The 13,204-nt window shown below is 67.3% G+C and carries 14 protein-coding genes and 2 pseudogenes; 10 read left to right on the forward strand and 6 right to left on the reverse strand.

Translation table 11 applies throughout. The features are described from left to right. The 5 genes and pseudogenes from ACFV1J_RS37160 to ACFV1J_RS37180 all read left to right on the forward strand — a co-directional run. The coding region (locus tag ACFV1J_RS37160; RefSeq protein WP_385865835.1) for an IS630 family transposase at positions 1-585 on the forward strand (585 nt) is incomplete at its 5' end. Between the two features lie 178 nt (positions 586-763). Further along, the gene (locus ACFV1J_RS37165; protein WP_385865836.1) at positions 764-1,069 is read left to right on the forward strand and encodes a hypothetical protein; all 306 of its coding nucleotides are present in this window, start codon (positions 764-766) and stop codon (positions 1,067-1,069) included. Between the two features lie 781 nt (positions 1,070-1,850). Then, positions 1,851-2,201, forward strand: coding sequence for a hypothetical protein (locus ACFV1J_RS37170; RefSeq protein ID WP_385865838.1), 351 nt, complete (start codon positions 1,851-1,853; stop codon positions 2,199-2,201). 278 nt (positions 2,202-2,479) lie between these two features. Further along, positions 2,480-2,854, forward strand: a complete 375-nt coding sequence (locus ACFV1J_RS37175; protein ID WP_385865875.1) for a VOC family protein — start codon at positions 2,480-2,482, stop codon at positions 2,852-2,854. Positions 2,855-2,977: 123 nt separating this feature from the next. Continuing rightward, positions 2,978-3,342, forward strand: a pseudogene (locus ACFV1J_RS37180) (transposase); the annotation flags it as partial. Positions 3,343-3,382: 40 nt separating this feature from the next. Here ACFV1J_RS37180 and ACFV1J_RS37185 read toward each other — a convergent pair. Together ACFV1J_RS37185 and ACFV1J_RS37190 are read right to left on the reverse strand one after the other, a co-directional pair. Continuing rightward, positions 3,383-4,624, reverse strand: a complete 1,242-nt coding sequence (locus ACFV1J_RS37185) for an epoxide hydrolase family protein (RefSeq protein WP_385865877.1) — start codon at positions 4,622-4,624, stop codon at positions 3,383-3,385. A gap of 27 nt (positions 4,625-4,651) precedes the next feature. Next, positions 4,652-5,447: pseudogene (locus tag ACFV1J_RS37190) on the reverse strand (IS256 family transposase); the annotation flags it as partial. A gap of 796 nt (positions 5,448-6,243) precedes the next feature. On the opposite strand from ACFV1J_RS37190, the gene ACFV1J_RS37195 reads away from it, so the two are divergent. The 4 genes from ACFV1J_RS37195 (at position 6,244) to ACFV1J_RS37210 (ending at position 9,907) form a co-directional block, all read left to right on the forward strand. Then, entirely contained in the window at positions 6,244-6,873 is a 630-nt protein-coding gene (locus ACFV1J_RS37195) for a GNAT family N-acetyltransferase (protein WP_385865840.1), read from the forward strand. 697 nt (positions 6,874-7,570) lie between these two features. Next, on the forward strand, positions 7,571-8,584 hold the full coding sequence (locus tag ACFV1J_RS37200; RefSeq protein WP_385865841.1) for a DUF6192 family protein: 1,014 nt from the start codon (positions 7,571-7,573) through the stop codon (positions 8,582-8,584). A 2-nt stretch (positions 8,585-8,586) separates the two neighbouring features. After that, positions 8,587-9,000 carry a hypothetical protein gene (locus ACFV1J_RS37205; RefSeq protein ID WP_385865843.1) on the forward strand — a complete coding sequence of 138 codons (414 nt, stop codon included), beginning with the start codon at positions 8,587-8,589 and terminating at the stop codon, positions 8,998-9,000. Between the two features lie 37 nt (positions 9,001-9,037). Beyond that, positions 9,038-9,907: an IS5 family transposase gene (locus ACFV1J_RS37210; RefSeq protein ID WP_385865844.1), complete on the forward strand. Its 870-nt coding sequence runs from the start codon at positions 9,038-9,040 to the stop codon at positions 9,905-9,907. A 42-nt stretch (positions 9,908-9,949) separates the two neighbouring features. Here ACFV1J_RS37210 and ACFV1J_RS37215 read toward each other — a convergent pair whose 3' ends face one another. The 4 genes from ACFV1J_RS37215 to ACFV1J_RS37230 form a co-directional block, all read right to left on the reverse strand. After that, complete coding sequence (locus tag ACFV1J_RS37215; protein WP_385865846.1) at positions 9,950-10,978, reverse strand: S66 peptidase family protein; 1,029 nt, start codon at positions 10,976-10,978, stop codon at positions 9,950-9,952. Positions 10,979-11,061: 83 nt separating this feature from the next. Then, positions 11,062-11,637, reverse strand: a complete 576-nt coding sequence (locus tag ACFV1J_RS37220) for an SseB family protein (protein ID WP_385865880.1) — start codon at positions 11,635-11,637, stop codon at positions 11,062-11,064. Next, positions 11,543-11,953, reverse strand: coding sequence for a hypothetical protein (locus tag ACFV1J_RS37225; protein WP_385865847.1), 411 nt, complete (start codon positions 11,951-11,953; stop codon positions 11,543-11,545). Before ACFV1J_RS37225 ends, ACFV1J_RS37220 begins: the two co-directional genes overlap by 95 nt. Beyond that, a complete protein-coding gene (locus tag ACFV1J_RS37230) occupies positions 11,950-12,393 on the reverse strand; it encodes a hypothetical protein (RefSeq protein ID WP_385865849.1) in 444 nt (147 codons plus the stop codon). Before ACFV1J_RS37230 ends, ACFV1J_RS37225 begins: the two co-directional genes overlap by 4 nt. On the opposite strand from ACFV1J_RS37230, the gene ACFV1J_RS37235 reads away from it, so the two are divergent. Beyond that, positions 12,319-12,591 (forward strand): hypothetical protein, encoded by a 273-nt coding sequence (locus ACFV1J_RS37235; protein WP_385865881.1) that lies wholly within the window; start codon positions 12,319-12,321, stop codon positions 12,589-12,591. The two genes, ACFV1J_RS37230 and ACFV1J_RS37235, sit on opposite strands and share 75 nt — an antisense overlap. Positions 12,592-13,204 lie beyond the last annotated feature (613 nt).

Raw genomic sequence — 13,204 nt, forward strand, 5'->3', positions numbered from 1 at the left:
AAGGGGGCGGTGAACACACGTGCCTGGATCGTCTTCCTCGACGAGTCAGGCGTCTCACTGCTGCCCCAGGTCCGCCGCACCTACGCACCCCGCGGCCGCACCCCGATCCTGCGACACCGGCTGAACTGGAAGCGCGCCTCGATGGCCGCGGCTCTCGGCTATCACGCCGCCGAGCCCGACCGCGGACCTCGTCGTTGCTTCCACCTCAAGCCCGGCAGCTACAACACCACCGCCCTCATTGAGGTCCTGGAACAGCTCAAGGTGTTCTACCGAGGGGAGCGAGTGGTGCTGGTATGGGACGGACTGTCCGCCCACTGGAGCCGGGCCATGCGTGCCTGGGTCGCCGAACAGGACTGGCTGACCCTGGAGCGATTACCCGCTTACGCGCCTGAGCTCAACCCGGTGGAACTGCTGTGGGCCTCGCTCAAGAAGCGCGAACTCGCCAACCTCCCCGGCGAGCACCTTGCCGATGTCGCCGACGCCACCGAACAAGGCATCCACCGCATCAACCAGAACCGGCAGCTGCCCTGGTCCTTCCTCACCCACACCGGCCTGACCATCCACCCACCAACCCCACCGAACTAACGAAAAGATCAGTAAACCAGCCTTCGAAGCCCGAGGGAGTGGCTCCGAAGCCATCTTCTGGTCGATGAGCGCCCCTGGCCTGTAACAGGTCATCATCTGGATCACCAAGCACTTCAAGATGCTTAATTGGCCTCCAACGCCCCTGCGTTGGAGGCCAGTTCGCTAGTGAGGGGAAGCAATGGAATCTGCGGAAACCGTGCAACACAAGGAAAAGCTCCGTGTATCGGATGCGTGGTGGCTCACCACCGGCGTCCTCGGCGTCGTCTCCCAGCTCGTCACTTTCATCATTCGCACCGACGCCGCAGAACGCACAGGGTGGATCCTCTATTTGACGGCCTGGATCCCCCTCATCGCCGGTCTCATCCACTACAAGGCCATCCGCAACCAGCGAGCCCTCCACCACACACGCATGGCATCCCTGCCGATGTTGCTTGTCGGTGCGGTCATGGCCGCCTTCCACTGGGACGGCTTCCCGCTGCGGTAACCCCCAGACACGCAAACCGCTGCATCGGCCGATAGGGCAATGCCCGAAGAACCGATACCGGCAGCTCCGGGTTCCCGAAAGACCACCGCGTGGCTCCGGGCCTCGCCCCTTACCACCCCACGTGAGAGCACTCTCCTCCGCCAGACGCCGGCGCCACCCTCATAGCCGCCATCGCCGCCGTCTCGGTCTTTACCGCCGACTCGGCTGGGTGGGCACCGAGGCCGAGGCAGAGCACGTCCGGGACCTTCACCGCGCCGTGGAGCACGGCGGCCTGGCGCCCGTGCGAGGCGACATCGTACGGCCCCACCGCATCCCGATACCCCAAGGGCCCCCGCCGGTGTCCACTAGGCGGGCCCTGGCGGCCCGTACCGGTTCTTCTCGATGACGAGGTCGACTTCACCGGCCCGCGCCGATTCCTTGTCGTCCGCGTCCGGCCGCTCGACCTTGATCACAACGGTAGCGTCGTTCTTGATCGCTCGCGACTCGCGCAAGGAGGGAGGCGCACGTGCGCCTCGTCGTCCTGGCTGGCAGTGAGAAGTGACCCCCAGTGTGCGGCACAGTGAGGGAACTCATAGCCTGGTGATCGAACTCGTCCTGGCTTGCCAGGCCGGCAACATCACGACTGGGGGACCTGACTGCGAACTCACCGCCGTCTCAGGGGCCGGCTCCCTACGGCCAGCAATCCGGCCCCGCCCCGTCCGGGCCGCCCGCTGCTGGTGCACACTTCCACAGTCCGCAGCCTGCATACGGGCATCCGCCGCTGCAGCAGCCAGGCGTCCCGATGTTCACGCCGACGGGACCCGCACGACGTCCGTGGCTTCGGCCGCTCATCGCGCTCGGCATCGTGAGCGTGGTCGCTGCAGGGTTCGGGGTATTGAACGCGGTGGTCGATGACGGCAAGCCTCCGGAGAAGGTCGCCAGTGACGAGGGCGCCGGGGACTGTCTGGAGAACCTCGGAACCCACGCGGATCCGGTCATGTTCACCATCGCCTGCAGTGACGCCAAAGCCGACTACAAAGTCATGTTCAGCGCCACCGTCCAAGGGAAATGCCCACCGGAATTCGACGAGTACACCGTGCGGGGAGGCCGGCAGGGCGGCACCACGCTGTGTCTGACCCGGGTGCATCACTAGCCAGGAAGCGTCATCAAGTCCCCCGCGCCAGCCCCACGTTCTTGAGCCCGTCCATATCCACAGAGAACGACTGCGCCTTGCCTCCCCTGAGCCCGGCTCCACACGAAACGCGACGGCACCAGTCGCAGCAACCAAACATCGTCCCCAGGCCGCCCACCCGGCACCACGGCCCGCGCTCCCAGTACACCTTCACTGACGGGTCGTAGATGATTCTGTGAAAGACCTGGTTAGTACTCCAGCTGTAGATCGTGATCAGGCGTCGTGAGACGCTGCACTTCGTGATCGCCAAGCTGCAGTGTGTCGTGTTGGACTGTGCGGATGTCGTTGAGCTGTCCCGGTTCTACCAGTCGCTTCTCGGCGGTGTGGTGAACCAGCCGGATCCGCGGTGGTCGCTGAGCGACGGCTGGGCAACGCTTCACACCGACGGGCTCGTGCTGGCCTTCCAGCGGGTGGAGGACCATCAGCCACCGCGGTGGCCGGGCCCCGCTCGGCCCCAGCAGTTCCACCTCGACCTGGGCGTCAAGGATCTGGACCGAGCTCAGGACGACGTCCTCAATCTGGGCGCCTCACTGCTCGATGAGGGGGAGGGGAGGCGGAGTTGGCGCATCTTCGCGGACCCGGCAGGTCACCCGTTCTGTCTCGTCCGGGACTGACAGGAGACACCGCAGGGGTGCGGCCACCGTTGATCATCATGAGTTGTGTGGACTAACGATGAGACGGTGGCCGCAGGTCACAGCATAGATCCTGCCCGATGGCGGGAGGCGTTCGAGGTGGCCATGAGCCGGATCGCGGGCCGGTTCAGCCGCTACGAACCCCGCCTGCGGGCGGGCGGTTGGTGCTCGGCCTGTTGTCGGACCTGCCGCGCAAAAACTGCTGGATGATCGCGGTTGGGCCGGGTTAGGCCAGCCCGCACGGCATGCAGCACCTGTTGTGCCGGGCCTCCTGGGGTGCCGACGCCGTCCGCGACGACGTGCGCGAATACGTCGTCGGGCACCTCCACGACGAGGCTGCGGTGCTGGTTGCCGACGAGACCGGCGATGTGAAGAAGGGCACCCACACGGTCGGGGTCCAGCGCCAGTACACCGGAACGGCCGGGCGGATCGAGAACTCCCAGGTCGCGGTCCACCTCGTCTACGCCGGAGGGTTGCCCGCGCGGGTCGTTCCGAGGTGTCGTGCAGTGTTCAGCGGAGGTTGCGGAGGAAGGTCTGGAGGTCTGTGAGGAGGAGGTCGGGGGTCTCCAGGCCCGGGAAGTGACCGCCATGGGAGAACTCTGTCCAGTGGACGATGTTGTCGGTCCGTTCGGCGAGGTGGCGTACGGGCACGGAGATGTCAGCCGGGAAGTAGGCCAGCCCGGTGGGGGTAAAGGAAGGCTCGGTGGCGTCGGCGAAGCCCGTGCCCGCGTGGGCAGTTTCGTAGTAGAGCCGGGCCGAGGACGTGGCGGTGCCGGTGAGCCAGTAGAGCATGACGTTGGTCAGCAGGGTGTCGCGGTCGATCACTTCTTCGGGTGTCTCACGGCAGTCGGAGAAGGCTTTGAACTTCTCCAGGATCCAGGCGAGTTGGCCGACCGGAGAGTCGGTGAGAGCGAATCCGAGGGTCTGCGGGCGTGTGGACTGGAGGATGCCGTAGCCCATCTCCTCACGCTGATTGCGGGCGCGGCGGGCGGCGGACGCGCGCATGCGGACGATCTCCGCTTCGGTGCAACCGGCCCTCTCCTGCTCGGTCGGCTCGGCGGTGGCCGTGGCGGACAGGAGCATGGTCACGTGGATCCCGGCCACCTGGTCGGGGCGGAGGCGGCCCCACTCGCGGGCGATCATCGCGCCCCAGTCGCTGCCGTGCAGTGCGTACCGGTCGTAGCCGAGCCGACGCATCAGCTCGGCGCCGGCGTGGGCGATACGCACGATGTCCCATCCCGGGGCGCGGGTCGGTCCGGAGAAGCCGAAGCCGGGCAGGGACAGGACGACGACGTCACGGCCGTCGGCGGTGAGCGGCTCGACGAGCGCGGTGTGTTCGAGGACCGAGCCGGGCCAGCCGTGCATGAGGACCAAGGGCAGCGTGTCGGGCCTGGGGGCACGGGCGTGGATGAAGTGGAGGTTCGCGCCGTCGATCTCGGTGGTGAACTGGGGCAGACTGTTCAGTTCGGCCTCATGGGGACGCCAGTCGTAGGTGTGGCGCCAGGAGGCCGCGAGGTCCTTGAGGTAGGCGGGTGGCACGCCCTGACTCCAGCCGATGCCGGGCATCTCGTCGTCGGGCCAGCGGGTCCGGTCGAGCCGTTCATGCAGGTCGGCCAGGGCCGCCGACGGGATGTCAATACGGAACGGAGTGACCTGACTGGAGGAGGTTTCTGCGCTCATGAACCGACCGTAGGCCGCATGGCGGACAGAAGGTGTCCGCAGAGTGCACCTGTCACGACGTCGGGAGGACATCACTGGCTCTCCGTCTGTCAGCACGGAGAGGGCGACCAGGTGGGGTGCGTTCACGGCCCGCCATCGCTGCTGGGCGGACTCGACGAGCTTGAACACCATGGCCAAGGCGGCGGCCGCGCTGCCGGCGCCCTTGGTGACCTTCGTGCGCAGCCGGACGGTGGAAAACGTGGACTCGATGGGGTTCGTCGTCCGCAGATGGATCCAGTGCGCGGCGGGAAAGTCGTAGTACGCCAGCAGCTCGTCCACGTCGTCGGTGATCTTCTTGGCGGCCTTTGGCCACGTCGCGCCGTAGGTTTTCTCAAACGCCGCGACCGCCAAGAGTGCGTGGTCGCGGTGCTCGGCGTTGTAGATCTCCTACAGGGCCTTCTTCGCTCCCGGCTGGGCGGACTTCGGGAGGCTGTCAAGCACATTTGCGATTTTGTGAACCCAGCACCTCTGATGGCGGGCCTCGGGACACCTCGGCCAGGGCCTTCCAGAAACCGAGCGCGCCGGCGCCGACCGCCAAGACGGGAGCGCGCATCCCTCGCAGCTGGCAGTCGCACACCAGGTCGGCCCAGGAGTCGGCTGATTCGCGGTAGCCGCCGTTCATGGCGATCAGCTCCTTGGTGCCGTCCGCGCGCACGCCCATCAGCACGAGCACGCACGACTTCGCTTCCTGCAGGCGTATGCGCAGGTGGATGCCGTCGGCCCCTACGTAGACGTAGTCGCTGTCGGACAGTTCGCGCTCGCTGAACGCCTGGTGGTCGGCCTACCACTGCTGGGTGAGCCGGGCGACCGTCGCCGGTGACCGGCCCGTCGAGCTGCCCAGGAGCTGCTCCAGGGCGGCACGAAGTCGCCGGAGGACCCGCATCGGCCGCGTCGTCGGCAGCATGCGGCGTATCCCGGGGCCCCGACCCGTGACCCGAGGCTCCCATCTCGTGGCCGACCAAGGCCAACGCGGTTCGCGGGTGATTCGCAAGCGAGCCAGCAGTTCTTCTACCTGCGCCGTCTTGTCACGCAGGGCAGACAACTCGCCCCGGGCGACGGCCTCTTCCTCATCCAGCCGCTTGAACAGCGACGTCATCGCCCACCCTTAACTCAGATCCCAGGACTATGCAGGGCCTCAGCCAGAACGCCAGAACCCCGCCCACACCGTAGGGCAGACAGGCAGAAGATCACAGAGGGTGATCATCTATGCCGCCAGGCGACAACTACTGCTCGCCTCAAGCACGTTCAATGCCATAGACGGGACTACCCCAGATCACCAGGACGTGCAGAGATGCAGCCAGGCCCGTCCTATTTCGGCGCCCGTACCTGCACTCTTGACCGGTGACTTTCCGAGACTGGCGAGCCCGCCCAACCCGCGAGCCCCCCCGATGCCGAGCCATGGCCGCGGAGGCGCAGGCCACCTTCACCGGGGGAGTTACGGGCTCGGACGCAAGTCAAGGACCGGCTTGTTGACCCTCACGAGGCAGGTTGTCCACAGGCGGGTGGAGCTCCCCCGCTCGGCTCGCGACTGCGCTTCAGGATCCGCTCCCCGGCAAAACAGATGCCACGGACTGCGCGGCGACGTAATGTGTGATCCGGACTGCTGGCTATTACCAGGCCGTTGGCGACGGCCACAGCTTCGGGAGGGCTTGATGGTTGCGGACATAGTCAGGACTTGGGTGGCGGGCTGGGCCGTGTCCCGGCAGACGTCCCCACCGGTCAAGAAGCCCTGGGGGTTTTACATCGAGGTGGCCGACAACCCCAACGAAGCGGGACGCCATGTCCTGCCCGAGCCCGAGGAAACGTTGGTCCGCAGCGCCGCCGCCTCGGTGTCCATCCCGCGGACCTGGATGAAGATGCCCGCCGAGCCGGTGGAGATCGAGTCCTGGTTGCCCCAGGGATGGGAGATGGCCGAGATCGGACATCTGATGGCCGTTGACCTGATGGCCACGTCCCCGGTCGCGCCCCAGGGATACACCGCGACCGTGGAGACCGATGGGGCCGTCACCTACGTTCGGGTACTGGATACGGCGGGCGCGCAAGCGGCCAAGGGGCAGATGGCGGCCCTCGGGGAAGCCGTAGTCGTGGACCGGGTGGTGACGGAGGAGTCCCATCGGCGACGCGGGCTGGGCAGCTTTGTGATGCGTACGCTCGCCGACCGCGCCCTGGAGGAAAGCGCGGTCCTTGGCGTTCTCGGCGCGACCGACGACGGGCGCGCGCTGTACGAGACGCTGGGCTGGAAGAGGCACGCGACGCTGGCGGAGTGCGTCTACCGGCCCTGAACAGGAGCGTCGGTCGTACGCGACGGCGCCTCCAGTGCGAGCCTCCAGGTCCCCGCACCTGGTCCGACGGATGACACGGCTTGTCCATCGGCGGGAAACGATCTTCTGGCAGTCGGGAAGCGATCTTGAACGGGTCTCAGTAGGTGTTTTTGATCCCTGGCCGTGGGGTGGGTACGGCTGGATGATCTGGTGAGTGGGGGCTGGCGGGAAGGCTCGGCGGTACTGCCGGGAGTGTGGTGATCTGCTGCCGCAGACGATGGCGGCAGAGGCAGTGTTCTGCTCGGGTCGGTGCAGGTCAGGCGGTGGCGGAGGCTTCAGCGGACCCGGCAACGGGTGGCTGCGATGCAGCGGGGAGAGCATGCGGAGTGCCCGGTCTGCGGGCGGTCGTGGACGGTGGGGGTGGAACGGTCGAGGGCTGCGGTGTACTGCTCGGACCGTTGCCGGGTGCGGGCCTGTCGTCAACGGCGGGCGTCGCGGAACAGCGTTACCGAAACGCCCTAGCCGAACGCCTCGCGAGTACTCGAACACCCCTTGATTTGCAGGGTAGTTGTGGGTGGCCGCCGAGCGCTTCGAGCGCGCCTGGTTCACGCTCTGCCCCGGCGTGTCGCGCCCGCGTCACGGTGGACGGTGACCGGGGCCGGCGCCCCTTTGACCGGTCACGTGGCTGGGCCGGAACCGGGCGAGGGCGGTGGTCATCATGACCGACGTGGCCGACCGGATCGGGAACGTCACCCGGCAGCGTTACGAACAGCTCGTCACCCAGGCCAAGGAACTGATCGCGCAGATCGCCCGCTCGCAGTTCGCCCTGGGTGACATGGCGTTGGAGATCGAGCCGATGAGGGCGGTGGGCGGGTCGATGCCGAACGGCACGGACGACCTGTTCACGGTGACGGAGTCGTTGCAGCTGTTCGCGGACGACATCGGTGTCGAACGCCGGACGGTGGAGGACTGGCGTTACACCGCCAACCGGTGGCCGGAAAAGCACCGCAAGGAGGGCGTGTCGTTCACTGTTCACCGCATCCTCGCGTCGGTCGTGGACGAGGACGAGCGGTGGGCGGCAATCGAGGACGCGCCGTTCAACCCGCGCACCGGCACCCGGCAGTGGACGCCGGACGGCGCCAAACGGGTCGTCGGCCAACGGGTCGACAGGCCCGTAACGGTCGATGAGAAGGTCCAGGCCGTGGCCGACCTGACCCGGGACGACGAGGTCGCCGCCCAGGTCGCCACCGATCTGCTGAAGCGGCCGGCGGTTACCGAGCACGTCACCCCGGCCGAACGGGTGCGGGTCGTCACGGAGCTGACCAGGGACGACACGGTCGCCCAGCAGGTGACCACGGACCTGCTGCGCCGCCCGGCCGTCGCTCGGAAGACGATGCGGGACGACACCACCCGGATGCTCGTCAACCGCGCTCAGTTCGACAACTCCAACGAGACGCGGGACCGGATTCGGGAGCGCACGCCGGCCGTGCGCGCGATCGAGCACACCATCGAATATCTCGATCTGGTCGGCTCCTGCCACGGCTTCGTTGCCACCCTGGGCCGGCTGGTCCCGCAGCTGCGGGGGCAGGAGTTTACCGACGACGAGCGCGAGACTGTGATGCGTCAGATCGGCCGGGTCCGCGCGGCGGCGGACTGGCTGGAAGGGGCGCTCGACAACGGCGAGTTCACCCTGGACGAGCAGCTGGTCCAGCTGCTCAAGAGCGAGGAGTAGCCGTGCCGCGGCGCCGGGAGGCCCGGCCGCTGGCCGAGCACTACGGCGACCTGGTCCGCGTCGCCCTGATGGAAGCACGCCCTGCGGGCCTGCACACCTACCAGCTCATGTCCGCCACCCGTCTGACCCGCTCGCAGGTCGGCCGCGGCATCCGGCACGTCCGCGACGCCGTCGCCGCCGAGAACCTGACTCCGATCACCTGGACCCGGCGGGACGGTTTCATGTTCTCCGACGACCCCGCGGACTGGATCGAGTACGACAAGCGGCAGTTCCGGCAGATCCTCGGCCGCCTCACCCGGGTGATCACGGGCACACTCGATCCGCATCTGGCCCGCTACCCCGACGACGAATGGGCCCAGCTCGCAACCGCCCAGCTCACCGGCGTGCGCGCCACCCTCGCCCAGCTCTCCAGATAGCCCCTGTCCACCGCCGATCCCCCCTGTCGAGCCCGCCATGCCCGCTGCTTCCCGTCGCCGCCGCTACCCGTCCGACACCTCCGTCGCCGAATGGGCACTCCTCGAACCCCTGCTGCCCATCCCGGCCTGCCAGACCAAGACCGGCGGACATCCGGAGAAGTGGCCCCGGCGGGAGATCGTCGACGGCATCCGCTACATCGTCGACAACGGCGCGAAGTGGCGGGCCGTGCCCGCGGATTTCCCGCCGTGGGAGACGGTTTACGGGTTCTTCTGGAGGTGGAACCGGGCCGGGGTAGTCACCTACATCCGTGACCAACTCCGCCGCCGGATCCGTACCGGCAAGGGCCGCTGCCCGCACCCTGTGACACTGATCGTCGACTCGCAGTCGGTCAAAGGCGCCTCCACCGTCGGCAAGGACAGCCGCGGCTACGACGCCGCGAAGAAGATCAACGGCCGCAAGCGACATATCACCGTAGACACTCTCGACCTGCCGGTGATGATCACGGTGACGCCCGCTGACATCCAGGACCGCGACGGGGCCCGCGACGTGTTCTGGCGTCTGCGTCTCACCCAGCCGCAGATCACCCAGGTCTGGGCCGACCGCGGCTATGCCGGCGAACTCGTGGACTGGGCCCGCGAACGCCTCTGGCTCACCCTGCGCATCGTCTCCCGACCCAAAGGCGTCAAGGGCTTCGTCGTCCTGCCCCGCCGTTGGAAAGTCGAGCGCTCGATCGGCTGTTGTATGAACGCCCGCCGCAACGCACGCGACTACGAACGCCTTCCCCAGCACTCCGAAGCCCACCTGAACTGGGCACTCATCACCATGATGACCCGGCGCCTGACCCGCAAAAGCCCCCGCACCGGCTGGACGAAAAGGCGCACCGGAAGCGGGGAGCCGTCCTGTTGACCCGACCCACCTCGGTCAGAGCTGGGCGGCCGGTCTGATGCGTCAGCCCAAGGTCTGCGTCAGTTCGCTCCGGCTCGGTGTGTGAACGATACGGCCGTGCCCTCCGTTGACGATCGGCATGTAGGGCGGCACGTGACCGCACTCGATGTCGGCGATGATCGGCACGTTGAGAGAACCAAGTGCGTCGAGGACGGCCTCGTGCTGACTGAGGGAACGGTTGTCGGGTGCGCTGGTCCGGCCAACGAGAACCGCGTTCGCCCGATCGAAAAACCCAGCGAGCCTCATGCCATGGAGGTTCCGGCAGATGGTGAAAGCATCGTCGCCGGCTGCCTCCACATACACGAGGAGCCCATCCGGTGACTCGTTGCGAGCGAAGGCCGAGACGTCGAGGTAGGCCGTCCCTGCGAGATTGCACAGAGTTTCGATGCAGCCGCCGATCAGCCTTCCCTCGGCCTCCACGTCACCGCTCCCGTCGAGCCGGGTCCAGGCGCCCACGGAGTCGAGCGTGTACTCGCGTATGTTGGGGAGGGCGGCGAAGTCGTCAAAGCCGGTGGCCCGATGGCGACCGGGCGGGGTCTGGGTGAACTGGTGCCCCCGGGGCGCTGCGACGATGTCGAGCCACGATCGCAGTCCTTCGGGCACTCGGTAGGGCGTGTCCATGAGGTTGTTGCCATGGACTGTCGCCGTCCCAGCGAGCAGCGTCATCGGCGTGATCAGGGTCGACATGTCGGAGAATCCGACGAGCCAGGTGGGCTCTGCCTCCCGCAGCCTGTCCCAGTCGAGCAGCGGTAGCAGGTCAATCGCGGTCTCTCCGCCCCACGGCGGCACGATGGCCTTGATGGTGGAGTCGGTCAGCATCGACATCAGTTCGCTCGCGCGGTCAGCGGCCGAAGCACTGACGTGCCCGGAGCCGTCCATGCACCGGCCGATGACGACCTCGTACCCGCAGTCCTGGACGTCACGAACGGCGACATTGAGGCGCTCACGCAATTCCTTCGCGACCCCGCTCGATGGAGAGGTAACACCAACACGGTCACCGGGACGCAGGGGGGACGGGTATCGAACAGGCATGCGCTGGATTTTGGCACAGCGCCATACCCGGAGGACACCGAGTTCTATGTGCTCCAAACGGCCCGGATGCCGGGTCACCAGGTTCAAAAACACCTAGTCAGTGCTCGCTGGTCAGCCCCACTAGAGAACACCCCCGGGATGGTCAGGCTGATGCGGTGGCCGGGGTTAAGGCGGATTGGGAGGCCGGTGGCGGCGAGGTGATGGCCGGTGGTGTGTTGCCACTGGTGCCAGGTGTCGGGGGTCTGGGTGGGGTGGGTGAAGGCCGGGATGTAGCGGCTGCCGTCGTCCTCGACGACGGTGTAGAGGCCGGTCTGCCCCTCCTGGGTGAACAGGAGGAGCGTGGCGTCGCGGAAGGCAGCGAGGAGTTCCTGCTCGCTGCCATAACCGGTGACGGCGCGTTGCAGTCGACGGACCAGCCGCCGACGATGCCGTACGGGGGGACGGCGCCATTGGGGTCGAAGTACGGGTCGATCGCGTATACGTAGCCGCCGCGCTGCTGTGCGGCCTGGGCGCGCAGAGCCTCGGTGACCGGGGGAACGGCGGGGGCAGAGCTGGACGGGGTGGTCACAGCGACTGGCTCCACTGCTCTTCGAAGGCGATCTGCTCGGCGACAGTGGCCAGCGTCTCGCGGGGTGCGGGTTGGAATGTCTGGATGCGATCGGCGCTGGTGGGGCGAAGCCCGGGCCTGAGTCGGTAGACGAGGAAACCCCCGGTCCCACGGCACATCCCGGAGGGCCAGGTGTCGCGACGCGAGCCGTTGACACCCAGGAGCCACCCCTGGGGTTCGATCTGCTCGCGGATGCGGGTGAGCGCCTCGAAGCAGTCATCCGCTCTGCCGGTGACACGCCCCCAAGGGCCGTCGGCGATCACGGTGAAATCGTGGTTCTCGCCCTCCCAGCTCAGGACGGCGTCGGCCTGCTGGTCGCCGTTGAAGGCGATGACTTCGAAACGGTCGGGGACCAGGTAGCCACTCATCGGGTCCATCCTTCGGGCAGTTGACTGGCGGGCGGTGCTTCAGGGGCGGGAACGACGGGCTGTTTGGGGATATGAGGCTCGTATTGGGGGTTCGGCATCCATTCTCCCTTGGTCCCGTCGGGGAGGATCTGCCAGGCACCCTTGATGTGCTGGCGGTCAATGCCCCCGGGGAAGGCGATCTCCTCCTCACCTCGGTACTTGTTGCTCGGCAAGGTCTGGTTGACGTCGATGCCGCCGGGAGCATCCACCTCGTACCGGTATTTGGTCAGCCAGTTGGCATCGGCGTCCTTGGTGGTGCCCACAAAGGCCGACGCCTGGTTGCCCTCCACATAGCCGTAAAGGTCCGCGTTGAACGGGTCGCGTGGATGGAATCGCTGGTCGAAGACTCGTCGGGATGGCGGTTGTCGTTGCGGTACAGCGGCTCGTGGTCTTCGCGCCACACCGGCTGGTGGCTGATGCTGTCGACGTCGACGCTGTGGTCTGCGGCCGCGGGAAGGCCAGGCCGGCTGAAGGTCGCCCGCGAGGCGCGCACCGGCTACACCCGCACCAAGCTCCACCTGTGGATCGATGCTGACCACGACCGCTGCGACACCCGCAAGGAAGTCCTCCTGGCCGAAGCGACCAAGAAGGCCCGGTAGGGCAGGCACTGTGCGCTGACCGGCGCACGTGACACTCCTACTACGACGGCAAAAGCCTCTCCAACGCCCGGCAGCCTGACATCGACCACGTCGTTCACTTCGCTGAAGCCTGGGATTCCGGTGCTTCGAAGTGGAGCGCCCAGCGGCGCGAGCAGTACGCAAACGATCTCGGCGCCAACCGTTCCCTGGTGTCCGTCAGCCTCGGCTCCAACCGTGTCAAGGGCGACAAGGACCCCGCCGAATGGATGCCGCCGGCCAAAGCCCGGCCCTCACGCCGACTGCGCTGGCGCAACGCCAATGCCCGCCACCCCGACGTCCTGGCGTCGCAGCGTCGCGAACGCGTCCGCATCCGCAGCGAGAAGGGCATTCGCTGGGGCGGACGCCCGCTCCCGCCGCAGCGAATTCGTGACCGTGGGTACTCTGGCCATGGATCACGGCGCCCAGAATTCGGACGTGTTCAGCAGTAGAAAGGTGACACTTTACTGTCGCTGAGGGTTGCCGTGGGGGGGGGGGGGGGGGGGGGGGGGGGGGGCGGCGGGGGGGGGGCGGGGGGGGGTTGGGGGGGCGCAGAAACCTGACGGGGGAGGGGGGGGGGGGGGGGTGAGAGATGGGG

Origin of the sequence: Streptomyces sp. NPDC059649 (assembly GCF_042734445.1) — a bacterium.
Classification (GTDB): Bacteria; Actinomycetota; Actinomycetes; order Streptomycetales; family Streptomycetaceae; genus Streptomyces.